Here is a 22,511-nt window from a genome sequence, read left to right as displayed (position 1 = left end):
GTCCTTCAAAATGGCGTTGTCCAGCATGGTCTCGGCCAGCAGCTTCTTCAGCTTGGCGTTCTCGTCTTCCAAAGCCTTCAGCTTGCGAGCATCGGAAACCTCCATACCGCCAAACTTGGCCTTGTATTTGTAGAAGGTCGCTTCGGATATTCCGTGCTTGCGGCAAACATCGGCCGTCCTCAGGCCGCTCTCCTCCTCTTTCAATATCCCGATGATCTGCTCGTCCGTGAACCGTGAATGCTTCATCCTGTCCGTCTCCTCAGTGTGACGGACTCTACCAAAATTTGGAGGAAGTTCAGGGGCTCAGGTCATGAGCTCTCGTTGACGTCGAAGAGGCAGAACTGGTCACGATGCCCGTTGTTGACGTTGAACCGCAACATCTGCGCCAATGGATGTGACTTGATTTGAATCTATGGTCGCCGGTTTTGCGGAAAAGCCGTCAAGGACGTGTGGGTTGCCGCTCCACAAGTTCGCGGAGTTTTCGTCCAAGAACCCCCTCCTTATCCGCCAGATCGAGGACCACACTCATGTGATTGAGGTCTGGAACTTGCAGCAGTTCGACGGCGTTCTCCGCAGAACGCAGCCTCGCTTCAAGTTCTTGCGCCTGTTCACGAAAGGGAGCTGTTTCCTGCGCTCCATAAGCGATGATACGCGACGGGCCCTGACGCTGATTGGATGCAAGAGGCGACCAAGCGGCAGCCTCCCCCCGCGTCATCTTGGCCTCGTCACGGAGAAAGCTGTCCGGTATTTCCGAAAGGTCATAGATGCCACTCACCAGAAGGAGGCCATTGACGGCGGGCAGGAACGGCGGATCGCTCTCTTCCCCTCCGGTGGCTGCCAGAAAGGAGGCGAGGTGGGCGCCGGCGGAATGGCCGCTTACGGTGAGCCGGGCAGGGTCAGCCCCGAAGCTGCGGGCATGACCCTGAAGCCAGTCCACGGCGCGGCGGACCTGATTGACCAGGGTCGGTAGCCGTTGGCCGGGCATAAGGTCGTACTCAATCAAGGCGGTGACGCCGCCGGCCGCCAGCACCGGTTCGGCAACCAGGCGGTAGCTTTCCTTCTCCCCCGATCGCCAGTAGCCGCCGTGGATGAAGATATGCAGCGGTGCTTCGGGGGCGGGATTGTCTGGAAAGATCAGGTCCAGCGTTTCGCGCGGGCGGGCTCCATAGGCAATGTCAGCCCTCACATTTGCCCGTGCCGTCAGAGCGCGGCTGCGTTCGGTAAATTCGGCAGCGATTGCGTCAAAGTCCGGCACGAAATCGCGGATGCGATAGAGATCCGGTTCCGTCATCTGCGTCTCCTTCCTTGGCCCGTCAAAATTCCACGGCGTAATATTTCGCCTCCATGAATTCCAGGATGCCGGTCACGCCTCCTTCGCGGCCGAGCCCGCTCTGCTTTACGCCGCCGAAGGGCGCAGCCGGATCGGACATCAGGCCGCGATTGATGCCCAACATGCCGGTCTCGATACCTTTGCCGACCCGCATCGCGCGCTTCAGATCCGCTGTGTAGATATAAGCGGCCAAGCCGTATTCCGTATCGTTTGCAAGTTGAATGGCCTCCGCTTCGGTTTCGAACCGGTAGACCGGCGCGACCGGGCCGAAAATCTCTTCGGCCGCTATCGCTGCGTCAACAGGCACGTTTTCAAGCACCGTCGGCGGGTAGAAATATCCTGTGCCTTCCAACGGTGCGCCACCTGTTGTTGCGCGGGCGCCAAGCTTGATGGCGTCGGTGACCAATTGATCGATCTTGCGCACAGCCTTCTGGGTGATCATCGGACCGCATTGCGTCGCCGCGTCGTAACCCGGGCCCATCTTCAGGTTTGCCATCCGCTCGGTCAGCCCCTTTACGAAGGCATCATGGATTCCTGCCTGGACATAAAAGCGGTTGGCCGCGGTGCAGGCCTCGCCGGCATTGCGCATCTTGGCGACCATAGCCCCGTCAAGGGCAGCATTGAGATCCGCATCATCGAAGACGAGGAAGGGTGCGTTGCCGCCCAGCTCCATCGAGCAGCTCACGACTGTCTTCGCCGCTTCCGCTAGGAGACCCCGGCCAACGCCGGTCGAGCCGGTAAAGGAGAGTTTGCGCACGCGCGGATCGGCCAGCATGGCGTTGGTAACCGCCGCCGGGTTGCGTGTCGTCAACACGTTGACGACACCAGCCGGAACACCTGCTTCTTCACCGAGGCGCGCCATGGCATAGGCTGTGAGCGGGGTTTCAGAAGCGGGCTTCAGGATGACGGTGCACCCGGCGGCAAGTGCCGGACCGATCTTGCGCGTCGCCATCGCGGCTGGAAAGTTCCAAGGGGTGATCAGAACCGAAATGCCGATCGGCTCGTGATCAACGAGAATCTGGTGAGAGCCGGAGGGCGTATGTCGGAATTCGCCGGGAATACGGGTAGCCTCCTCGGCATACCAGCGAAAGAACTCGGCGGCATAGGCGACCTCGCCGCGCGCATCCGGCAGTGCCTTGCCGTTCTCGAGTGCAATGAGCATGGCCAGTTCCTCGGCATGCTCAGCCATCAACTGATACCAGCGGCGCAGGATTTCGGAGCGCTGGCGAGGCGGGGTTGCCCGCCATTTCGCCGCGGCGGCCGCGGCAGCATCCACCGCGCGGAGCGCATCGTCGACGGCGGCGTCCGGCACTTCGGCCAGAATATCGCCCGTCGCTGGATTGTAGACCGGAATGCCGGTACCAGCTTCCCATCTGCCGCCGATATAAAGCCCTTGTGCGTGCAGGGCGGGGTCTGCATAGCCGGAGATTTGTCCTTGGAAAGTCATGGCAAGGTAATCCTTCGATTTATCGGTTCAACGCGGTGCGATCACCCACATAGGCGGCAGCAACGAGATGGCGCATGTCAGGGAGCGGAAGTGGGCGGGGATTGTTCTGGATAAGGCGCGTGATCCCGCAGCTTTGCTCTGCAACCCAGTCGATCCGATCCTCCGGAAGCCCCAGCTCGCGAAGGGTCGGCGGGATGCCGATTGTCTCAAATAATGCCGTAAGCGCAGGGATGACCTCATCGCCGTGAGACAAGCCCGCGGCGAGAGCAATGTCCTGGAGCTCGCTTTGGATAACGGGCGCGTTCCAGTTCATCACATAGGGCATGAGGCAGGCGACGCCGAGGCCATGGGCGGTATGGGTCAATGCACCCACCGGATATTGTATGGCGTGTGCGGCTGCAGTGCCCGCGACGCCAAAGGCAAGCCCGGCCAGGGTTGCCCCCATCATGACCTTTTCCCTTGCCGCCCGATCCGTGCCGTCCTTGCAGGCTCCTTCGAGGCCCTGCCAGAGGAGAGAGATGGCGCGCAAGGCGAAATGGTCGGACAGTGCATTCTTGCCCACGAACACACGATCCTGCGCAATCCCGGGCACGGGATCGCGGCGGATGGCGGTGAAGGCTTCAATTGCATGGGTCAGGGCATCGGCACCGGCGATCGCAGTCAAGCCCGTTGGGCATGTAAGTGTCAGATCGGGGTCGCATATGGAGACGGTTGGAACAAGGTAGGGGCTGGAGATGCCAACCTTGAGGCTGCGTTCGGCATCGGACAGCACTGCAACCGGCGTTACTTCCGATCCGGTGCCGGCCGTCGTGGGAATGGCGATGAGCGGCATAACCGGGCCTGGGACATTGTGCTCGCCGTAGTAGTCCTGTGGCTTGCCCCCATGTGTGAGCAGGATGGCGACGCATTTGGCCATATCGAGGCATGAACCGCCACCGATCCCGATCACGAGATCGGGCGTGAAATCCCGTGCGTCAGCCGCGCTCGTAACTGCGGATTCCACGGGAACGTCTGGCAGGGTGGAGCTGTCCACCCGCACCGCCAGTCCTGCCTCTTTCAGGGCTTCGACCATTGCAAGGAAGTCGGCGTCTGCCGCCAGCCGCATGTCCGTGATCAGGAGTGCGCGTTTGCCGAGCGTGCTGGCGATGCGGCCGAGGGCGTGCCGCTGGCCGGAGCCGAAGATCAGCTCGCGCGGCGCCCTGATCGTGCCGAATAAGTTCATGTCGAATTTCCTCCAATGATGTGTCAGGCGGCCTCGAGCGCCAATAGGGTGTCCAGAAGTGGCTGCGGCAGCTCGATGCCCTCAGCCAGAATCCCGGCCCTGCGCGCACGCGATCCGTCGCCGGGAACCGCAACCGGCCGGCCGGGATTAGCCGCGCGCGAGTTGCGGAGGCGATCAAGGTAGGCAACCAAACCAGACGCATCACCGGTCCCGGCATCCGGGTCGATGAGAATCACGATGTCGCCTTTGGTCGCAGGCTGGGTGTCGTCGAGCGTGCCGCGCACCTCGGGAGCAAAATTTGAACCCGCCAGCATGGCGACGAGAAGCTCGACTGCGAGTCCCAGGCCGTAGCCTTTCGCATCGCCAAAGGGCGCGATCGCTCCGTTTCCGGCTGCGCGAGCATCCGTCGTCGGGCGGCCGCCGGCATCGACCGCCCAGCCGGGCGGGATGGGGACATTTCGCAGGGCGTGATTGTTGATCTTGCCCATCGAGACAATGCTGGTGGCGAGATCGAGAACAAAGGGGTCATCGCCGGCAGGAATGCCGATTGCGATCGGGTTCGTTCCAAGCATTGCTTCCGTCCCGCCATGGGGATGGACGAGTGCTTCGCTGGTAGAGAGGATGACGCCGATCAGGCCTTCTTTCGCCGCGGCCTCGGCGTAGTAGGCGAGCATTCCGATATGATTGGAATTATGGATGGCCGCGATGGCCAAGCCCGATGAGGCGGTAATCTCCTGCATTGTCCTCATCGCATCCATCATCACTACAGGCCCCAGGCCGCGCTCACCGTCGACACTGAGAAACGCTTGACGGGTCCAGCATGCGGTCCCGGTTGCAGTCGGATTGGCGAGCCCCTTCTCGATACGGCCAAGAAGCAGCGGCAGGCGTTGCAGGCCGTGAGACGAAAGACCGCGCAGCTCCGCTTCAATGAGTAGGTCGGCCTGCAGCCAGGCATTCCTTGGCGATGCGCCCCGCTTTTCAAGCAGGCCGACCGCCATTCTCCGAAGCCGTTCCACCGAGAGCTTCATCGTCGTTAAATCCTATATCAGATCATATACGATATTGTATTTGACATAGGATATCTTATTTGCAACAAACTGCATCCTGTCAAGACGAGTTTCCGGAGAAGAGAGTGGCATTCGCATCGCAACGTGACAGCAGATCTGCCAGCATCAGACCCAACAGCGTTGTTGATGGCGTCTATGACGAAATCTACCACCGCCTGATGTCGCTCGAAATCGCCCCCGGCGCGCGCATGCCGATGGATGTCCTGGCACGGGAACTCAACGTGTCTCAGACTCCCGTTCGAGAGGCCCTGAGTCGCCTTGAGCGGGAAGGGCTGGTGCGCAAGGAGCATTTAATCGGTTACAGCGCCGCTCCCCAGTGGACGCGCAAGCAATTCGAGGATTTGTACATTTTTCGCCTGCTTCTGGAGCCGGAGGGGGCGAGGCTGGCTGCTCGAAACATGACGCCGGAGGCGCTGCAGGAACTGGAGCGATCGGCCGCTGATATGGGGCATGGCGAGACCCCGGTCGACCGTAACACGCGCTATTCGCGCTTCGCCCGCGCCGATGCCCTTTTTCACGATGCGCTGCTGAAGATTGCCGGCAATGAGGTCATCCGCAGTACGCTCTTCAATCAGCACGTCCACCTGCACATTTTCCGGCTGATGTTTCATACACGGGTCACGCAGGAGGCCCTGGAAGAGCACGAGAAGCTGCTGGCTGCCTTCCGGGCGGGCGATCCGCAAGGCGCCTATGACGCTATGTATGTCCATATTGAACGGTCGCGCGACCGGCTGCTCTCGGCTTTCGAATGAACGCGATTTCTTCCAATCTTGCCGCCGAAGCAGTCGTTCCTCCGGCGATAGCGCTGCAAACTACGGAACTGGGAAAGACCTACGGACCGATCACGGTGCTGACGGATGTCACGCTGGATGTTCGCGCGGGTGAGGTACACGCCATCATCGGTGAAAACGGTGCTGGCAAATCCACACTGATGAAGCTCCTCTCGGGGCATGTCGCGCCGACGGCTGGGCAGATCAGCATGAATGGACATCGGATCCAGTTTCGCAATGCCGTCGAGGCCGAGGCTGCGGGCATTGTCCTCGTGCATCAGGAAATACTGCTGGCGGCTGATTTGACCGTGGCCGAAAACCTGTTCCTGGGTAGGGAGCTCGGGCCGGGGCCGATGGTGGATGACAAAGCCATGAACCGGCGGACCGCGGAGCTCCTCGCTCGCGTTGGCTCCACCGCCCGGCCTCGGAACAGGGTCGGGGAACTCCCGCTTGCGCAGCGGCAATTGGTACAAATTGCCCGGGCGCTTCTGGATGACCGCAAGGTCGTGATCCTCGACGAGCCGACGGCCGTGCTGGCAAACGACGAGGTCGCAGCTTTGCTGGATATTGTCCGCAGCCTGCGCGACCACGGTGTCGCGGTCCTCTATATCTCTCATCGCCTTGATGAGGTGCAGGCACTTGCTGACCGGATCACCGTCTTGCGTGACGGGAAAATGATTGGGACGTGGCCCGCTGCCAGTCTCGGCCAGCGTGAGATGGCTGAATTAATGGTCGGGCGGGAGCTCGAGATGCTCTACCCGCACAAGCGTCCTCCGGCCGTGGCCGAACCTGTTCTGTCTGTTGCCGATCTGTCGGTTGATCACGGGCCGGACAAGGTATCGTTCAACGTCAAGCCGGGTGAGGTCCTGGGGATCGGCGGCATGATCGGTGCGGGACGCACGGAACTGGTGGAAGGTCTGATGGGCCTGCGCCCGTCACACGCGGCACGGGTCACTCTCAACGGCAAGGAGGTCGGCACCAGAACCGTCCGCACGCTGATGAATCTGGGCCTCGTCTACCTGACCGAAGACCGCAAGGGCAAGGGGCTGTTGCTGGACGAAAAGCTTGCGCCCAATCTGACCCTGCAGGCACTGGACAGCGTCAACCCGGGCGCCTTTTTGGACAAGCGCGGCGAGTTTTCGATCCTCCAGAGAACCGTGTCCGACTACGATATCCGCGTGCGGTCGTTGAGGCTCGATGCGGGCCAACTGTCCGGCGGCAATCAGCAGAAGCTGCTTCTGGCAAAGGTGATGATGTCGGACCCGTCAGTGGTCATCATCGACGAGCCGACTCGCGGCATCGATATCGGCAACAAGAGCCAGATCTACGAATTTATCGACGCAATGGTTCGGGCCGGCAAAGCCTGCATCGTCATTTCGTCGGAAATGCAGGAACTCGTCGGCCTTGCGGACCGGGTTCTTGTCATGCGGGCCGGGAGGATCGTCGCTGAGCTTACAGGCGACGAGATCAACGAGGAGAACGTCGTCTATGCCGCAACAACCGGCGGGCGGGGGAATAGTGGGGAGGATACACATGAACACGGCGACAATTACGGTGCCGGTCGATGACGAGGGAAGCCGCATCCGCTGGGCGGATTTCGCGCCGTTCATCGCGCTTGCGGTAATCGTGCTCTTCGGAGCGCTGATCAATTCCAATTTCACATCCTCCGCCAATGTGATGAATGTCATCACGCGCAGTTCGTTCGTTGCGATCATTGCTGTCGGTGCCACCTTTGTGATCGCTTCTGGCGGGCTCGACCTGTCAGTCGGATCCATGATGGCCTTCGTGACCGGCATCATGATCATGCTGATGAACTACCTTGCGCCGCAGTTCGGCAGTTGGGCGATCCCTATGGGCGCAGGACTGGCCGTCGTGGTCGGCGCGCTTTGCGGCTTGTTCAACGGTCTTATCGTCACCGTTGGCCGCATAGAACCCTTCATCGTGACGCTTGGCACGATGGGTATCTTCCGGGCCTTCATCACCTTCATGACCAATGGCGGCTCGCTGCCGATCGACCGTGGCCTGCGTGACGATTATCGTCCGGTATATTTCGGAGATCTTTTCGGAATTCCTTACCCAGTCCTCATCACCTTCGTGGTCGCGCTTCTGGGTGCCTTCCTGCTCTACCGCACGAAGTTTGGCCGTCGCCTGACCTCGGCCGGATCGAATGTCGAAGTGGCGCGGTTTTCCGGCGTCAATGTCGGCGGGGTCCGCACCTGGGCCTACGTGATCCAGGGCATCTGCGTGGCGGTGGCTGCCATCTGCTACGTCCCGCGGCTCGGCGCCGCAACGCCTACGACGGGACAGCTCTGGGAATTGCAGGTCATCACTGCGGTCGTGATCGGCGGCACGCTCCTGCGAGGAGGCAGGGGACGGATCGGAGGAACCATCGCCGGCGCTCTCATTCTCGAGGTCATTGCCAATGTCATGGTCCTTTCGGACATGGTCTCGGAATACCTCGTCGCGGCTGTTCAAGGCGCAATCATCATCATCGCCATGCTTGCGCATCGCTTAACCACCAATCGCTGATCACTGCACTGACTTCAAAAGGAGGAGAAGATGAAGTCCATTACCCTGAAGGCAAAGTTGTTACTATCCACTGCAGCCATCGCTCTCGCGATGCCGCTTGGTCTTGTCCAAGCCCAGGAACGAGACGTTACCATTGCGGTTTCCATCCCTGCGGCAACTCATGGCTGGACAGGCGGCGTCGTTTACCATGCGGAACAGGCCGAGAAGGAAATCGAGGCAGCGTTTCCGAACATCGACGTAATTGTCTCAACGGCTCCGTCTGCCACCGCGCAGGTCTCGGCTCTCGAAGACCTCTCCGCCACGCAGGCTCTCGATGCACTCGTCATCCTTCCCTTCACCTCGGAGGAGCTGACAGGGCCGGTCGAGCAGGTGAAGTCAAAGGGCACCTTCATTGCCGTGGTTGACCGAGGACTGACGGACAAATCCGTCCAGGATCTCTACGTTGCCGGTGACAACATCGCCGTTGGTGCAAACACGGCGCACTGGCTGGTGGACAAGCTTGGCGGTGAAGGCGAGATCGTCGTGCTCCGTGGCATCCCCACGGTCATCGATGATGAGCGCATCAAGGGTTTCTCGGACGTGATCGCACAGTCCAAGATCAAGATCCTTGATATCCAGTATGCCAACTGGAACCAGGACGAAGCATTCAAACTGATGCAGGATTATCTTGCCAAATATCCGAAGATCGATGCGGTCTGGGCGAACGACGACGACATGCTGCTCGGGGTGATCGAAGCCGTCGATCGCGCCGGCCGCAAGGACATCAAATATGCGCTCGGCGGCAATGGCATGAAGCAGGTTATCGAGATGGTGAAGGCGGGCGACCAGCGGACGCCCATCTCCACGCCCTATCCGCCTTCGATGATCAAGTCAGCGATCTACATGACCGCCGGTCAGTTCACCGGGCAGGCACCCATGCGCGGCTCTTTCCTTCTGGATGCACCACTGATTACACCGGAGAATGCAGATCAGTTCTACTTCCCGGATTCCCCGTTTTGACCCTTTCGGATGACGCCCGGCCTCGGCCGGGCGTCATCCGGCGACTGAGACAACAGGAGACATGATATGAGCGGCAAGAAGATCCTCATGCTCACCGGCGAATTTACCGAAGAGTACGAAATCTACGTGTACCAGCAGGGGATGGAGGCGGTGGGCCACACGGTCCACGTCGTTTGCCCTGACAAGAATGCGGGAGATCGCATCAAGACTTCGCTACACGATTTCGAAGGCGATCAGACCTATACCGAAAAGCTCGGCCACTATGCCGATATCAACAAGACCTTCTCCGAGGTGAAGGTGGAGGAGTATGACGCCGTTTATGCGGCAGGTGGCCGTGGTCCGGAATATATCCGGACGGACAAGCGTGTTCAGGCCATGGTTCGTCATTTCCATGAAACCGGCAAGCCGATCTTCACCATCTGCCACGGAGTTCAAATTCTCATGGCCGTGCCGGGGGTCCTGAAAGGCCGGAAAGTTGCTGGCCTCGGCGCCTGTGAACCGGAAGTGACGGCGGTTGGCGGCATCTACATCGACGTCAAGCCGAACGAAGCCTATGTCGACGGCAACATGGTGTCCGCAAAGGGCTGGACGGGGCTGGGTGCCTTCATGCGCGAGTGCATGAATGTGCTTGGCACGAAGATCACACACACTTGAAGGTTGAATTCATAGGCGGCGCTCGCCGCCGCAACCAACAATAATTGTAAACCCCTGCCTTGCCATAGGCAGGGGTTTTGCGTTCAAGGGCGCACTGCGCGACGGGATGTAATTCTTGTCATCGCGCCAATCAGTCAAATTGCCTGGGGCAAACGGCGCTGCATGTCGATCCTTCACCGGCGTCACGCCGCGCGGCGGCATCAGGCGCGTGGATGCTGTTCGGAAGCTGATAAACGGCATGGCCGTTTGCCTATCGGTCGCGCTTCGCCAGATGACGCGCGAGCCTGTCGATGTTCTCTGGCGTCCAGCCCGGTGGGTCGGTGACGGCCAGCCAGGCCTTGAGATAGTGTTCCGGGGCGAAGACATGGCCGTAACCCATGGGCGTGCCATTGGCGACCGCCATGTCGACGGCAAGCTGCAGCATGGTCACGATGGGAAACCATCGCAGGTGCGGAGACACGTCCGGGCCGCGCGGCGCATTCATCCAGTCGGGCTGGCGGTAGAGGTCGTGGTAGTCGAAGAAGGTGATCGCGTCGCTGGCATATTGCAGATAGACGATGCGCATGCGCCCCCAGGGTGTTTCGGTGGGCACCGTCGGTCCGTTCTGGTTCATGAAGCGGAAGGTCGCGCCGTTGCGGAATTCCGGTAGCCAGGCGGGCGAGCCGGCGTTGCGCGCTTGCGTCACCTGGCGCCAGATTCGGCTGGCGAAGGGCGGCCCGCTCCAGAGGGCCCCGTCGATCGGGTCGCCGAGGATTTCGAAAACATCCGTGGAGCGCTCGGAATTCAGGGCGCCGAGGCTGAGGCCGTGCAGGTAGAGTTTCGGCCGGTGGTCGGGTGGCAGGCTCGTCCAGTAGCCATAGACTTCGGCAAAAAGAGCCTGGGCTGCTTCCATGCCGTAGTCGGGCTCGACCAGCAGCGAGAGCGGGCTGGAGAGATAGGAATATTGCAGCGCCACGCTGGCGATATCGCCGTGATGGAGATACTCGACCGTGTCGATCGCCGCAGGATCGATCCAGCCCGTTCCGGTCGGTGTGATCACGACGAGGACCGAGCGGTCGAACCCGCCGACACGTTTCAATTCCTCAAGAGCGAGCTTCGCCCGCTCGCCGGCCGTATCGCCGGCGCGCAGGCTTGCATAGACGCGGATGGGCTCCAGCGCCGGCTTGCCTGTGACGGTCGCGATCTCCTCGACGCCAGGGCTGGAGGAAACGAAGCGCCGACCGGTTCTTCCAAGCTCTTCCCAGGCGAGAAGCGAGGCGGCACTGCCGGTCTTCAACGGGGAGGTGGGCCGCTCCCGGTCCTGTTCGAATAGCGCGTCGAGGGCGGCGAAGGACGAATCCGCCACATGCAGGACGTAGCGAACCAGCAGGCCGTTCGCGAGGGACCAGAAGAGCACGATCCCGACCGCAAAGCCGACCACGCGCGAAACCCGCGGCGGCATGAGGCGGTCCGCGCCTTTCGATATGAGGTCGATGACGAGGATGAACAGGCGGGTCAGCAGCACCAGGGCCAAGAAGGTCAGAATTGCGATCAGGCTGACCTCGATCGGATGGGCGCTGCCGACGGGTTCCATCTCCATCAACGCGCGGATCGAGTTCTGCCATTCGGTCGTCTTCCAGAGGAACACGACGGCCAGAACGAGGCAGAGGCCCAGCACCGCCGCCTTGAGCCATCGCTCCAGGCGGCCACGTGGCTCGGGCAGTTGCATGTAGCGCCAGAGCCATCGCCATCCGACGCCCATCGCATAGCCGACCGCGAAACACGCGCCGGAAAGGGCGCCTTGCAGGAGGAAGGTCCGCGGGATGAGCGTCGGCGTCAGGGAGGCGGCAAAGAAGATCGTTCCCAGCACGACGCCGCCCGCAGACAAGGATCGCAGGAACCGCAGGACAATGCCGATCAGGATCTGCTGTTTCACGAATGTCAGCATGGCGAGGAAAGGCGGTTGAGAAGATCAGTCATGGCTGTGATGGTGGTGGCCGTGGCCCGAGCCATGATAGGCGCCGCGTACGGGATGGAATGGTGCGGATATCTCGCGCACCGAAGCGCCGAGCCCGATCAGCATGTCGTGGATGACGTGGTCGCGCAGGATGAGGATGCGTGACTCCTCGATCTGCGCAGGCAGGTGGCGATTGCCGAGATGCCAGGCGAGTTCCACGAGGTGCAGGCGGTTCTTCGGCGTCACTTCGTAGAGCGCCTCGTCGGCGGCGATCACCTCGATCGTTTCGCCAGTCTCCGTCAGGAGAAGATCACCGTGGGCGAGTTGCACGGGCTCCTTGAGGTCGAGCATGACGACATCGTCATGCCGCATGTGCAGGAGCTTGCGGCGCACATGGCGCTGGTCGTGTGCGAGCACGACGATGTCGATGGGCGTGCGGCTTGCGCTGCTGTCATTCGGCAGGATTTCCGTTGAGCGATAGGGCAAAGATGGCCTCGTTTCAGATTGATATTCGGACGACGGGTCAGGATGGTTCGTTCAGGGCGCGGGCGCGGTTTTCCTCCGGTGTCGTCGATTCCGCCGGAGGCACCGGCAGGAGAGCCTTGAATGCGCCTTGTCCCAGCAGCATCAGCCAGGTGACGAGAACGAAGGTGGAGGTCAAGACCGGCATTCCGATCGGTTTCAGGAAGATCGCGATCGAAGCCCAGAGCCAGCTCGCGACCACAGCGCCGAAGAGGGCGTAGAGCAGGCTTCGCCAAGTGAAGACGAGGAAGACGCCGCCGAGCGCCATGGCTGTCAGAGCCGAGTTGTAACCGAACAACCCGTCGCGCACCGCACCCTCCGGGCCGCCATAAAGCGCTGCGACAGCCGTGCCGACAATCGCGCCCAGAAGGGCCATCGCCGCGCCAATGCGGGAATTCAAGGCAATGCCGACGAGGATGAGGTAGCCGGAAATCCAGTTGTCCTGGAAGAAGATCTGGCCGATCGAGGTGCCTATCCCCTCGTACCAGGTCGAGAGGACATAGGGCACCGTTTCGGAAAATTGTTCCGGCGAGATCGGCTTGGCCATCGGCCCGGCGTCGATCGCGTCGAATTTCAGCACGGCGAAGAGGAAGAGCCAGCCGACGAGAACGAAGGGCGCCGTCAGTGCCGCCGTCCTGTAGGGTGCAAGAATCGCGGAAAAGCTGGCAAAGGCGATGGTGCTCAGCGCTGCCGCGCAGAGGAGATAGACCAGCATCGCCGGTGACGGCACGGCGCCGGTGCGGAAATTTTCACTGGTGAAGGCAATGAGCGCGAGGCCCACCAGTGCGCCGTTGAAGCCGAACAGGCCGTCGCGCATGAGCGCCCTGTCGGCCTTCAAGAGCACGGCCGTGCCTGTCGCCGCCACGACGCCCGCGACACAGATCGCCGCATAAATCCACGAATTCAGCGCCAGTGCGGCAAGGATCACGAGGCCGGAGAGCGGATTGTTCTGGAACACGACCTGTCCGATGCCCCGCAGGCACCAGTCGGCGAAGGAGAGAGAGGGATGGTCCTGAAAACGGTTTGTCTGCATGCGCCGTGCTCCCGCTCGAAGGGACGGGACCGGACGCAGAATCGCGCCCGGCGCCGTTTGCAAAAGGTGTCAGAACAGGAAGTAACGCTGCGCCATCGGCAGGACGTCCGCCGGTTCGCAGGTGATCAGTTCACCATCGACGCGAACATTGTAGTTCTGCGGATCGACTTCCAGCTTCGGCGTACGGTTGTTGTGGATCATGTCCTTCTTGCGCACGGTCCGGGTGCCGCTTACGGCGACGAGCTGCTTCTGGAGCTTCAGCTTCTCGCCGATCCCGTCGTCGAGTGCGGCCTGCGACACGAAGGTGACGCCGGTCGAACCGAGTGCACGGCCCAGAACGCCGTACATTGGGCGGTAATGCACCGGCTGGGGCGTCGAAATCGATGCATTGGGATCGCCCATCGGTGCCATCGCGATCATGCCACCGATCATCACCAATTGCGGCTTCACGCCGAAGAAGGCGGGTTTGTACAGGACGAGGTCAGCACGCTTGCCGACCTGGATGGAGCCGACCTCGTGGGCGAAGCCATGGGTCAGGGCCGGATTTATGGTGTATTTGGCGACGTAGCGCTTGACGCGGAAATTGTCGTTCCGGCTGCTGTCTTCCGGCAGCGGGCCGCGCTGCACCTTCATCTTGTGCGCCGTCTGCCAGCAGCGCAGCGTCGTCTCGCCGATGCGACCCATGGCCTGCGAGTCCGACGACATCATGGAGAAGACGCCGAGATCGTGCAGGATATCTTCTGCGGCGATCGTCTCGCGGCGGATGCGCGATTCGGCGAAGGCAACGTCCTCCGGGATGCTCGGACTCAAGTGGTGGCAGATCATCAGCATGTCGAGATGTTCATCGACGGTGTTGATCGTATAGGGCCGGGTCGGGTTCGTCGATGCCGGCAGGACGTTCTCCTCCCCTGCCGCCGTAATGATATCGGGGGCGTGGCCGCCGCCCGCACCCTCGGTGTGGAAGCTGTGGATAGTGCGTCCCTTCATGGCCGCGAACGTGTCGCGCACGAAGCCGCTCTCGTTGAGCGTGTCGCTGTGGAGCGCGACCTGGATGTCCATCTCGTCGGCGACGGTGAGGCAATTGTCGATCGCCGCGGGCGTCGTGCCCCAATCCTCGTGCAGCTTGAGGCCGACGACACCCGCCCGGACCTGCTCGCGCAGCGGATCGGGCAGGCTGACATTGCCCTTGCCGAGCAGCCCGACATTGATCGGGAGCGCCTCGACAGCTTCCAGCATGCGATGGATCGCCCAGGGGCCGGCGGTGACGGTTGTCGCAAGCGTGCCGACGGTCGGACCCATGCCGCCGCCGACGAGCGTCGTCGTTCCGTTCGCCAGCGCCTCTTCCGCCTGCTGCGGGGCGATGAAGTGGATATGCGTGTCGATCGCGCCCGCCGTGACGATCATGCCTTCGCCCGCGATGATATCCGTGCCGCCGCCGATGAGAATGGTGACGCCCGGCTGGATATCCGGATTACCGGCCTTGCCGATGCCGGAGATGCGACCGTTCTTGATGCCGATATCGGCCTTGATGATACCCCCGTGGTCGAGGATGATGACATTGGTGATGACCACGTCGGCCACCTCCGACGCCGGTCGTTGGCCCTGGCCCATGCCGTCGCGGATTACCTTGCCGCCGCCGAAGGTCACTTCCTCGCCGTAGACGGTGCGGTCTTCCTCGATTTCGATGACCAGTTCCGTATCGGCCAGCCGTATCCTGTCGCCCTTGGTGGGGCCGTAGAGATCGGCATAGGTCTGCCGTGTGATCGTTGCCATCCGTGCCTCCTACAGCTTGCCCATGATTTTGGCGTTGAAACCGTAAACCTCGCGGTTGCCGTCGAGCGCGACGAGTTCCACCGTGCGCTCCTGGCCCGGCTCGAAACGGACCGCCGTTCCCGCGGGAATGTTGAGGCGGAAACCGCGCGCCACTTCGCGGTCGAACAGCAGGGCAGTGTTGGTTTCGTAGAAATGGTAGTGCGAGCCGACCTGGATCGGGCGATCTCCCGAATTGGCGACGTCGAGGGCGATCGTCTGCCGCCCCTTGTTCAGCTCGATGGAGCCATCCTCGATAAAATATTCGCCGGGAATCATCGTGGCCTCCTTACGGAACGGGGTTGTGGACTGTGACGAGCTTGGTGCCGTCGGGGAACGTCGCCTCGACCTGGACGTTGTAGAGCATCTCCGGCACGCCTTCCATCACGTCGTCGCGCGTCAGGAGCGTCGCCCCGTAGGACATGAGATCGGCCACGGTCCGTCCCTCGCGGGCGCCTTCCAGCAGCGCCGCCGAAATGTAGGCCACGACCTCGGGATAGTTCAGCTTCAGGCCTTTCGCCTTGCGGCGTTCGGCAAGCAGGCCTGCGGTGAAGATCAGGAGCTTGTCTTTCTCACGCGGTAATAGTTCCATCGATCGATCCTCGTTGTTTCAAATCACGTTGCCCAGATGCGCGGCGCCACCGCGGCCTTGCGCAGCCCACCTTCGCGGAGAACCCTCCACGCTTGGAGAAAGAGCGCTTTTCCCTCCGACATGCGTTCGCCGAGATAACGGCACACGATGACCCGTTCGAGCTGGCTTACCGAGAAGACGCCTTGCGCGGCGTCGCCGAGGCTGTCACGGATGCGCTCGGTGGTGTTTTCGAGCGCCGGCCCGGCATAGACCATCGTTCCGACGATAGGCCGTCCGGCCAGGGCGAACGACATGTCGAGCGCGCCCGCCGCGCCGGAAAGTGCCATCCGCTCGAACCAGATCGGTTCGCCCTCGCGGAAGATTTCGACACGCTGGCGAAGGCGGCCGGTCAGGAACCGCTCCCCGATGGCCGGCCGGCCCAGACTGACGAGATCCCAGCCGATATAGGCGGCGTCGGCGGCAAGGGTGACGCGCGTGGCGATCGAGGCATCGGCGCCCTCGAACAGGATCGTCTCCTGCGGCAGATTTTCGCAAATACCGCCCGCGCCGATGTCGATCGAGATGCGCTGCACACTCGTGCCGTTTTCACTGCGGTAGAACTTGGTGGCGCCCGGCGTCGTGATGACGGCGCGGGCCTCCGGGGCGAGATGACAAGTGATGTCCAGCTGATCGCCGCCCGCGACGCCCCCTGGGGGATGCAGGAGATAGACATGGGCCGAACCGTCCGCCTCCGGGTGAAATGCGCGCTGAACGGCGAGCGGGCCGCAATGGCGGCGGCGCATCAGCCGTGTCTTGCCGTGCGCATTCGCAAACCACAGCTCAAGCTCGGCATGCCAGCCATTTGCCATACGCGAAGGCCTCCCAGATAGGCGGCTTGCCTCGTCCGCCCGATATAGATGTCGTTCAGAGTAGATCACATTTATCCCATTCTACCGAATGTTGTCTCGACAAAAATTCATATTCAAGGTTGAATTGTGCGAGGGTACGATGCGGCGTCGTCCCCAAAGTTTCGAGGCGATGAAAATGGCATCAAAGAATGGTCCCTTACGCGTGGGCATCGGCGGTCCGGTCGGATCGGGTAAGACCACGCTGACGGAAAAGCTCTGCAAGTCGCTGCGGGGCCGGTTCTCGATCGCGGTGATCACCAACGATATCTACACCAAGGAGGATGCGATGATCCTGGCGCGCCAGCAAGCGCTGCCGGAAGACCGGATCATGGGCGTGGAGACCGGCGGGTGCCCGCATACCGCAATCCGCGAGGACGCCTCGATCAACCTCCAGGCCATCGCCGAGATGAACCGGAAGTTCCCGGATCTCGACATCGTCTTCATCGAGTCGGGCGGCGATAACCTGGCGGCGACCTTCTCGCCCGATCTCGCCGATCTCACGCTTTATGTCATTTCGGTCTGCCAGGGGGAGGAAATTCCGCGCAAAGGCGGGCCGGGCATCACGCGCTCCGATTTCCTCGTCATCAACAAATCGGACCTCGCCCCCCATGTGAACGTGAACCTCGACGTCATGCAGGCGGATGCCGAGCGCATGCGGGCTGGCCGTCCCTTCGGCTTCACGGACCTGCCGCGGGGCCAGGGCCTCGACGCGGTCATCGCCTATATCGTTGAAAATGGCGGACTGGAGGCTGCACAGGGCGTCCGCGGGTAACCGGGAGGACGGCGCCGGGGCCGCCTCCGGGCTCAGTCCCGTGTTCCCGGTGGGCCGTCATTCCGGTTCTTGCGCTCCTGTTCCGACAGGTGCGAGGAACTGGCCGCCAGTTTCATGGCCCCGCCGAGAAGCAGCGCGGAGACGGGCAAAACGAGCGCGTTCCACTCCAGAGGGGCCTGCGTTTCCCCGACCTGGGCGGCGAAATGCACCACCAGGTAAAGAATGATCATCTGGAAGAACAGGTTCTTCAACTCCGCCACCGTGTCGATGATCATCCATTGTGGAAGCTTCGATCTCTGTTCCGGGGGGATGTCCAGGGCGAAGCCGAGCGCGATGCCGCAGCCGACCACCATCAACACGATCCCGAGCAGGATTTTGTCGGTTGCGCGCAGAACGGCGACGATGACCGACAAATCCGGATCCAGCCGGGCCATGCTGAAGCCCTCCAGCAGCATCAGGATCGCCTCCCAGAACATGAGAAAGGCGCCGAAGAGCACGGCGGTGGCGGCGAGGATGAGAACGTAGCGAAGGCCGCTGAAGAGGGATACCATGCGCTGTTTCTCCTGGCTTCAGTTGGAAGGCGTTGGGATTGATGAGGCCTTGCTCTCGTCCGGGCTGCCGGACGAGCCGAAGAGCCGGCGCTTGGCCGCTTCCCGGAATGTCTGCACGAGAATGTAGAGCAGCGGGATGATCACCAGCCCGAACACGGTGCCGACGAGAAGGCCACCGAGAACGGTTGCGCCGATCGCCTGACGGCTGCCGGCGCCCGCGCCGGTGGCGAGGACGAGCGGCACGACGCCGAGCACGGAGGCCATCGCGGTCATCAGCACCGGCCGGAAGCGCTGCGAGGTTCCTTCCGTTGCCGCCTCCAGGATGCTCATTCCCTCTTCGCGCCGCTCCTTGGCGAATTCCACGATCAGGATGGCGTTCTTCGCCGCCAGGCCTATGAGCAGGAGAAGGCCGATCTGGGCATAGATGTTGAGGTCGATGCCGCCGACGACGAGTGCCCCCAGAGCGCCCAGTACGGCCACCGTCACGGACATCATCACCGCGACGGGTACGCTCCAGCTTTCATATTGCGCGACAAGGAAGAGGTAGGTGAACACGATGCCGGCGATCAGGATTATCACCGTCTCGTTGCCGGATTGCTTTTCCTGCAGGGCAAGACCCGTCCATTCGTATCCGAATCCGGCCGGCAGGGCTTCCGCCGCCAGCGCCTCCATGGCGTTCAGCGCGGCGCCGGTGCTGGTGCCGGGGCCTGCCTGCCCATTAATCGAGGCGGAAGGGAAGAGGTTGTAGCGATTGATCGAATTCGGGCCGTAGACCGTGGAGATGGACAGCAGGCCTTGAAGCGGCACGAGGTCGCCCGTCCCGCTGCGCACCCTCAGCCGCTGGATATCCTCGATCCGGCTGCGGAACCGGGGTTCGTCCTGAATGCGAATCTGGAAGACACGCGAGAGGATGTTGAAATCATCCACATAGGCCGAGCCCAGATGCGCCTGAAGCGTGCTGAAGATCGTGGCGGGGGAGACGCCGAAGAGCTCCGCGCGCTCGCGGTCGATGTCGAGATAAAGCTGCGGCACATCGGCCGAGAAGGTGCTGAAGACGGCGGCAAGGCCCGGCGTCTGGTTCGCGCGGATGATGAGGCTGCGCATGACCTCGGCAAGCTCGCCCTGGCTCTGCCCGGCGCGTGCCTGAAGGCGAAAGTCGAAGCCGCCCGTCGTGCCGAGGCCGGGAATGGCCGGCGGGTTGAAGGGGATGACCGATGCCGACGAGATTGTCGCGAACTCTGCACGCAGCCGTCCCATCAGCGCGAAGACGCTTTGGTCCGGCCCCCGTTCGCTCCACGGGTCAAGCGCCGAGATGATCATGCCGGAATTCGAGCCGCCGCCGCCGATCATGCTCATGCCGGCAATTCCGATCGTGTTGGCGATGCCGGGCGTGCGCTGAAGAAGCGCGCTGACCTCGGCGATCGTCTGTTCCGTGCGCTCCAGCGATGCGGCATTCGGCAGCTGGACGTTCATGAACAGGTAGCCCTGGTCCTCGGCAGGCACGAAGCCGGTCGGCAGGACACGGAAGAGGCCATAGATGCCACCGACGACGGCGACGAGGATGAACGAGGCCAGCACGAACCGCCGCGCGAAGGCGAGCAGCAGTTTCAGGTAGAAGCGCCGGGAAGCATCGAGGCCGCCGTTCAGTTTCTCGAACAGGCCGTGACGGCGCTTGGGCGAGGGGCGGAGCATCAGAACGCACAAGGCCGGGCTGAGGGTCAGCGCGTTGATCGTCGAAAAGACGATCGTGATGAGGATCGTCACGGCGAACTGGCGGTAGAGTTCGCCGGTGATGCCGGCAAGAAAGGCCACCGGCACGAAAAGGGCGGCGAGCACCAGCGTCGTGGCCACGATCGGACCCGTGACCTGCTCCATGGTTCGTAAGGTTGCATCCCGCACATTCGCCCCGGTCTCGTCCATGATGCGCTGGACGTTCTCGACGACGATGATCGCATCGTCGACCACGAGAGAGATGGCGAGGATAACCGCGAAGAGCGTGATCGTGTTGGCGGAATAGCCGAGCACGAACAGAATGGCGAAGCCACCGATGAGCGACACCGGGATCGTCAGGGTCGGGATGACCGTCGCCCGCCAGTCCTGAAGGAAAGCGAAGACCACGGCGACGACGAGGGCGAAGGTGACCGCCAGCGTTATGAAAATCTCGCGGATGGTTTCCTTGACGAAGCTGGTCGTGTCGAAGACCACCGTATAGGCGATGTCGTCCGGGAATTGCTGGGATAACGTTTCAAGCTCGCTGACGACAGCGTTAGAAACCGAAAGCGCGTTGGCGTCGGAGGACTGGTAGACGACGAGGGTGGCGCTCGGCAGGCCGTTGAGCGTCGATGTGGTGTCGTAGGACTGGGCGCCGAGCTCGACGCGCGCGACGTCGCGAAGGCGCACGATCGCGCCGTCGCGGTTCGTGCGCACGATGATGTTGCCGAATTCCCTCTCGTCGGCAAGCCGCCCCTGGGCCTGCACGGTCAGTTGCAACTCCTGGCCGGACGCGGAGGGCGGCGCGCCGATCTGGCCCGCGGAAGCCTGCGCGTTCTGCGCCCGAATGGTCGCGGTCAAGTCCGCCGCGGTGACGCCGAGCGCCTGCATGCGGTCCGGGTTCATCCAGATCCGCATGGCGTAGGTCGGGCCGAACACACTCGCCTCGCCCACACCCGGCAGACGGGAGATGGCATCGCGGATGTTGACCGTCGCGTAGTTGCTGAGGAAGACGTTGTCGTGCGTGCCCTTCGGCGAATAGATCGCAAGGCCCATCAGCATGCTGGACGAGCGGCTTCGCACGGAAACGCCCGTCTGGGTGACCGCGGCTGGTAGGCGGGGGGTCGCCATCGAGACGCGGTTCTGCACATTGACCTGCGCGATGGCGGGATCGGTTCCCGGCGCGAAGGTTATTGTCAGGCTGTAGGTGCCGTTGTTGGTGCTGGAGGAGGACATGTAGAGCATGTCCTCGACGCCATTCACCTGATCCTCGATCGGCGCGCCGACGCTGTCGGTCATGACGCTGGCATTGGCGCCCGGATAACTCGCCGACACCTGCACTTCGGGCGGCGTGATCTGCGGGAACTGGGCGACGGGTATCTGCAGAAGCGCGACGGTGCCGGCGATCAGCATGATGACCGCGATGACCATCGCAAGTCGCGGTCGGCCGATGAAGGGAGCGGAAATATTCATTGTACGGCATCCGGCTGCGAGGCCGTTGCGGTGCCGTCGCCGTCCGATATCGGTTGGGCGGTGACGGGCGATCCTTCGGCGACGTTGGCGAGGCCTTCGACGATCAGCGTTTCTCCTCCGTCGAGGCCGCTATCGACCGTCCAGTTGCCGTTCGCCTGTTCAGAAACCGTGATGCGGCGCAGGGCCGCCTTGCCGTCCGGGTCGACGAGAAGCACGTATTTGCCCTCGCGGTCCTGTTGTACGGCGCCAATGGGAACCACGGGACGCATCTTGCGCTCGGCCTCGGTGATCACGACCGTCACGAACTGGCCCGGTACGAGCAGGAAGTTCGGATTGGCGAACTGCGCGCGGACCGCCAACGTACCGGTCCGCTCGTCAATTTCGTTTCCCAAGAACTCGATCCTGCCTGCCTGGTCGTATTGCTGCCCGTTCGAAAGGCGCAGCTTCGGTTCGAAGCGTTGGGCGAGCGCGTCCGTGCTGATCCCGCCTGCCGCCGCGCGCAAATCCAGAACCGTCCGGTCGCTCACGGAGAAGACCACGCGGATAGGATCGGTCTGCACGACCCTGACCAAGGCCGGCGAGGAGGCATTGACGAAGCTGCCCGCAGAAAGAGATGCCGCGCCGATGCGGCCTTTCAGGGGAGAAGTTATCCTGCTGTAGCTGAGGTTGAGTTCGGCCTGGCTTACCCTGGCCTCGGCCGAAAGCAGGGCCGCCTGCGCGGTGTCGCGTGCCGCCTGGCTTTCCTCCTGCACCGCCCGTGAAACTGTTTGGCTCAAGGTGCGGTTGCGCTCAAAACGGCGGGTGGCGTCGTCAAGCGTGGCTTTCGCGCTCGCCAGATTGGCCTTCGCCTCGGCCAGGGCGATCTCAAGTCCGCGGGCATCGATCAGGAAAAGTGGCTGGCCGGCTTCGACAGGACCTCCTTCGTCGAACAGCCGCTTGTCGATGAAGCCCTCGATGCGGGAGCGCACATCGACCGTATCGATGGCCTCGACCCGGCCGACGAATTCATGATTTGGCGATACGTCGTCCACCTGGACCGTCACGGTGCCTACCGTGGCCGCCGTCTGTGCCGCCAGGCTGACCGGCATGAGGCTCGTTGCGGCGAGCAGGATGGCGCCGCAGATGCGTGGCATACCGGAAAAAGGCTTCATGAGAACACTCCGGAAGGAAACGGCCCCCCGCGCTGGCACTGTCGAGGCGCAGGCGCG

22 protein-coding genes are annotated in these 22,511 nt (G+C 62.3%); 6 read left to right on the top strand and 16 right to left on the bottom strand.

What is annotated here, in order from left to right; all coding sequences use genetic code 11:
* The 5 genes from ASD31_RS25010 to ASD31_RS24990 all read right to left on the bottom strand — a co-directional run.
* The coding region (locus tag ASD31_RS25010; RefSeq protein ID WP_056340649.1) for a transposase at nt 1-246 on the bottom strand (246 nt) is incomplete at its 3' end.
* A 193-nt stretch (nt 247-439) separates the two neighbouring features.
* Entirely contained in the window at nt 440-1,291 is an 852-nt protein-coding gene (locus tag ASD31_RS25005) for an alpha/beta hydrolase (protein ID WP_056340645.1), read from the bottom strand.
* A gap of 22 nt (nt 1,292-1,313) precedes the next feature.
* Nucleotides 1,314-2,777: an NAD-dependent succinate-semialdehyde dehydrogenase gene (locus tag ASD31_RS25000; RefSeq protein WP_056340642.1), complete on the bottom strand. Its 1,464-nt coding sequence runs from the start codon at nt 2,775-2,777 to the stop codon at nt 1,314-1,316.
* Nucleotides 2,778-2,796: 19 nt separating this feature from the next.
* Nucleotides 2,797-3,999, bottom strand: a complete 1,203-nt coding sequence (locus ASD31_RS24995; protein WP_056340639.1) for an iron-containing alcohol dehydrogenase — start codon at nt 3,997-3,999, stop codon at nt 2,797-2,799.
* Nucleotides 4,000-4,022: 23 nt separating this feature from the next.
* A complete protein-coding gene (locus tag ASD31_RS24990) occupies nt 4,023-5,027 on the bottom strand; it encodes an Ldh family oxidoreductase (RefSeq protein WP_056340637.1) in 1,005 nt (334 codons plus the stop codon).
* 104 nt (nt 5,028-5,131) lie between these two features.
* Between ASD31_RS24990 and ASD31_RS24985 the strand changes: the two genes are divergently transcribed.
* The 5 genes from ASD31_RS24985 (at nt 5,132) to ASD31_RS24965 (ending at nt 10,018) form a co-directional block, all read left to right on the top strand.
* Complete coding sequence (locus ASD31_RS24985; RefSeq protein WP_056340633.1) at nt 5,132-5,818, top strand: GntR family transcriptional regulator; 687 nt, start codon at nt 5,132-5,134, stop codon at nt 5,816-5,818.
* A complete protein-coding gene (locus ASD31_RS24980; protein WP_056340630.1) occupies nt 5,815-7,404 on the top strand; it encodes a sugar ABC transporter ATP-binding protein in 1,590 nt (529 codons plus the stop codon). The genes ASD31_RS24985 and ASD31_RS24980 overlap by 4 nt, the downstream gene beginning before the upstream one ends.
* The gene (locus ASD31_RS24975; RefSeq protein ID WP_056340627.1) at nt 7,370-8,365 is read left to right on the top strand and encodes an ABC transporter permease; all 996 of its coding nucleotides are present in this window, start codon (nt 7,370-7,372) and stop codon (nt 8,363-8,365) included. Before ASD31_RS24980 ends, ASD31_RS24975 begins: the two co-directional genes overlap by 35 nt.
* A 30-nt stretch (nt 8,366-8,395) precedes the next feature.
* Entirely contained in the window at nt 8,396-9,364 is a 969-nt protein-coding gene (locus ASD31_RS24970; protein WP_156392799.1) for a substrate-binding domain-containing protein, read from the top strand.
* Nucleotides 9,365-9,430: 66 nt separating this feature from the next.
* Complete coding sequence (locus tag ASD31_RS24965; RefSeq protein WP_056340624.1) at nt 9,431-10,018, top strand: DJ-1/PfpI family protein; 588 nt, start codon at nt 9,431-9,433, stop codon at nt 10,016-10,018.
* A 9-nt stretch (nt 10,019-10,027) separates the two neighbouring features.
* On the opposite strand, the gene ASD31_RS26160 is transcribed toward ASD31_RS24965, so the two are convergent.
* The 8 genes from ASD31_RS26160 to ASD31_RS24930 all read right to left on the bottom strand — a co-directional run bounded on the left by ASD31_RS26160 (nt 10,028) and on the right by ASD31_RS24930 (nt 16,758).
* Nucleotides 10,028-10,258 carry a hypothetical protein gene (locus ASD31_RS26160; RefSeq protein WP_156392798.1) on the bottom strand — a complete coding sequence of 77 codons (231 nt, stop codon included), beginning with the start codon at nt 10,256-10,258 and terminating at the stop codon, nt 10,028-10,030.
* Nucleotides 10,259-10,268: 10 nt separating this feature from the next.
* Nucleotides 10,269-11,933 (bottom strand): alpha/beta hydrolase, encoded by a 1,665-nt coding sequence (locus ASD31_RS24960; RefSeq protein ID WP_244483958.1) that lies wholly within the window; start codon nt 11,931-11,933, stop codon nt 10,269-10,271.
* A 36-nt stretch (nt 11,934-11,969) separates the two neighbouring features.
* Nucleotides 11,970-12,440: an urease accessory protein UreE gene (gene ureE / locus ASD31_RS24955; protein ID WP_082520693.1), complete on the bottom strand. Its 471-nt coding sequence runs from the start codon at nt 12,438-12,440 to the stop codon at nt 11,970-11,972.
* A 37-nt stretch (nt 12,441-12,477) separates the two neighbouring features.
* Nucleotides 12,478-13,509 (bottom strand): urea transporter, encoded by a 1,032-nt coding sequence (locus tag ASD31_RS24950; RefSeq protein WP_056340618.1) that lies wholly within the window; start codon nt 13,507-13,509, stop codon nt 12,478-12,480.
* Nucleotides 13,510-13,578: 69 nt separating this feature from the next.
* A complete protein-coding gene (gene ureC, locus ASD31_RS24945; RefSeq protein ID WP_056340616.1) occupies nt 13,579-15,282 on the bottom strand; it encodes an urease subunit alpha in 1,704 nt (567 codons plus the stop codon).
* Between the two features lie 9 nt (nt 15,283-15,291).
* Complete coding sequence (locus tag ASD31_RS24940) at nt 15,292-15,597, bottom strand: urease subunit beta (RefSeq protein ID WP_056340613.1); 306 nt, start codon at nt 15,595-15,597, stop codon at nt 15,292-15,294.
* Between the two features lie 10 nt (nt 15,598-15,607).
* The gene (ureA, locus tag ASD31_RS24935; protein ID WP_056340611.1) at nt 15,608-15,910 is read right to left on the bottom strand and encodes an urease subunit gamma; all 303 of its coding nucleotides are present in this window, start codon (nt 15,908-15,910) and stop codon (nt 15,608-15,610) included.
* A 23-nt stretch (nt 15,911-15,933) separates the two neighbouring features.
* Nucleotides 15,934-16,758, bottom strand: coding sequence for an urease accessory protein UreD (locus ASD31_RS24930; protein WP_056340608.1), 825 nt, complete (start codon nt 16,756-16,758; stop codon nt 15,934-15,936).
* Nucleotides 16,759-16,933: 175 nt separating this feature from the next.
* On the opposite strand from ASD31_RS24930, the gene ureG reads away from it, so the two are divergent.
* Nucleotides 16,934-17,569, top strand: a complete 636-nt coding sequence (gene ureG, locus ASD31_RS24925; protein WP_056340605.1) for an urease accessory protein UreG — start codon at nt 16,934-16,936, stop codon at nt 17,567-17,569.
* Nucleotides 17,570-17,601: 32 nt separating this feature from the next.
* On the opposite strand, the gene ASD31_RS24920 is transcribed toward ureG, so the two are convergent.
* From ASD31_RS24920 to ASD31_RS24910, 3 genes are read right to left on the bottom strand one after another with little or no spacing between them, the layout of a single operon-like run.
* A complete protein-coding gene (locus ASD31_RS24920; RefSeq protein WP_056340602.1) occupies nt 17,602-18,120 on the bottom strand; it encodes a YqhA family protein in 519 nt (172 codons plus the stop codon).
* An 18-nt stretch (nt 18,121-18,138) separates the two neighbouring features.
* On the bottom strand, nt 18,139-21,303 hold the full coding sequence (locus ASD31_RS24915; RefSeq protein WP_056340599.1) for an efflux RND transporter permease subunit: 3,165 nt from the start codon (nt 21,301-21,303) through the stop codon (nt 18,139-18,141).
* The gene (locus ASD31_RS24910; protein WP_244483965.1) at nt 21,300-22,391 is read right to left on the bottom strand and encodes an efflux RND transporter periplasmic adaptor subunit; all 1,092 of its coding nucleotides are present in this window, start codon (nt 22,389-22,391) and stop codon (nt 21,300-21,302) included. The genes ASD31_RS24915 and ASD31_RS24910 overlap by 4 nt, the downstream gene beginning before the upstream one ends.
* Nucleotides 22,392-22,511 lie beyond the last annotated feature (120 nt).

Source organism: Rhizobium sp. Root482, assembly GCF_001426565.1.
Taxonomy (GTDB): Bacteria; Pseudomonadota; Alphaproteobacteria; order Rhizobiales; family Rhizobiaceae; genus Pararhizobium.
The sequence above is the reverse complement of the archived record's forward strand: the minus strand, read 5'-3'. Positions and strand labels throughout refer to the sequence as shown.

Excerpts from the sequence above, each read along its gene's own strand:
- ASD31_RS24920 (WP_056340602.1), bottom strand. The coding sequence starts at position 18,120 with ATGGTATCCCTCTTCAGCGGCCTTCGCTACGTTCTCATCCTCGCCGCC.
- ASD31_RS26160 (WP_156392798.1), bottom strand. The coding sequence starts at position 10,258 with ATGCCGTTTATCAGCTTCCGAACAGCATCCACGCGCCTGATGCCGCCG.
- ASD31_RS24980 (WP_056340630.1), top strand. The coding sequence starts at position 5,815 with ATGAACGCGATTTCTTCCAATCTTGCCGCCGAAGCAGTCGTTCCTCCG.
- ASD31_RS24995 (WP_056340639.1), bottom strand. The coding sequence starts at position 3,999 with ATGAACTTATTCGGCACGATCAGGGCGCCGCGCGAGCTGATCTTCGGC.
- ASD31_RS24940 (WP_056340613.1), bottom strand. The coding sequence starts at position 15,597 with ATGATTCCCGGCGAATATTTTATCGAGGATGGCTCCATCGAGCTGAAC.
- ASD31_RS24930 (WP_056340608.1), bottom strand. The coding sequence starts at position 16,758 with ATGGCAAATGGCTGGCATGCCGAGCTTGAGCTGTGGTTTGCGAATGCG.
- ASD31_RS24915 (WP_056340599.1), bottom strand. The coding sequence starts at position 21,303 with ATGAATATTTCCGCTCCCTTCATCGGCCGACCGCGACTTGCGATGGTC.
- ureG (WP_056340605.1), top strand. The coding sequence starts at position 16,934 with ATGGCATCAAAGAATGGTCCCTTACGCGTGGGCATCGGCGGTCCGGTC.
- ureA (WP_056340611.1), bottom strand. The coding sequence starts at position 15,910 with ATGGAACTATTACCGCGTGAGAAAGACAAGCTCCTGATCTTCACCGCA.
- ASD31_RS24965 (WP_056340624.1), top strand. The coding sequence starts at position 9,431 with ATGAGCGGCAAGAAGATCCTCATGCTCACCGGCGAATTTACCGAAGAG.
- ASD31_RS24910 (WP_244483965.1), bottom strand. The coding sequence starts at position 22,391 with ATGCCGGTCAGCCTGGCGGCACAGACGGCGGCCACGGTAGGCACCGTG.
- ureC (WP_056340616.1), bottom strand. The coding sequence starts at position 15,282 with ATGGCAACGATCACACGGCAGACCTATGCCGATCTCTACGGCCCCACC.
- ASD31_RS24990 (WP_056340637.1), bottom strand. The coding sequence starts at position 5,027 with ATGAAGCTCTCGGTGGAACGGCTTCGGAGAATGGCGGTCGGCCTGCTT.
- ASD31_RS24950 (WP_056340618.1), bottom strand. The coding sequence starts at position 13,509 with ATGCAGACAAACCGTTTTCAGGACCATCCCTCTCTCTCCTTCGCCGAC.
- ASD31_RS25005 (WP_056340645.1), bottom strand. The coding sequence starts at position 1,291 with ATGACGGAACCGGATCTCTATCGCATCCGCGATTTCGTGCCGGACTTT.
- ASD31_RS24970 (WP_156392799.1), top strand. The coding sequence starts at position 8,396 with ATGAAGTCCATTACCCTGAAGGCAAAGTTGTTACTATCCACTGCAGCC.
- ASD31_RS25000 (WP_056340642.1), bottom strand. The coding sequence starts at position 2,777 with ATGACTTTCCAAGGACAAATCTCCGGCTATGCAGACCCCGCCCTGCAC.
- ASD31_RS24975 (WP_056340627.1), top strand. The coding sequence starts at position 7,370 with ATGAACACGGCGACAATTACGGTGCCGGTCGATGACGAGGGAAGCCGC.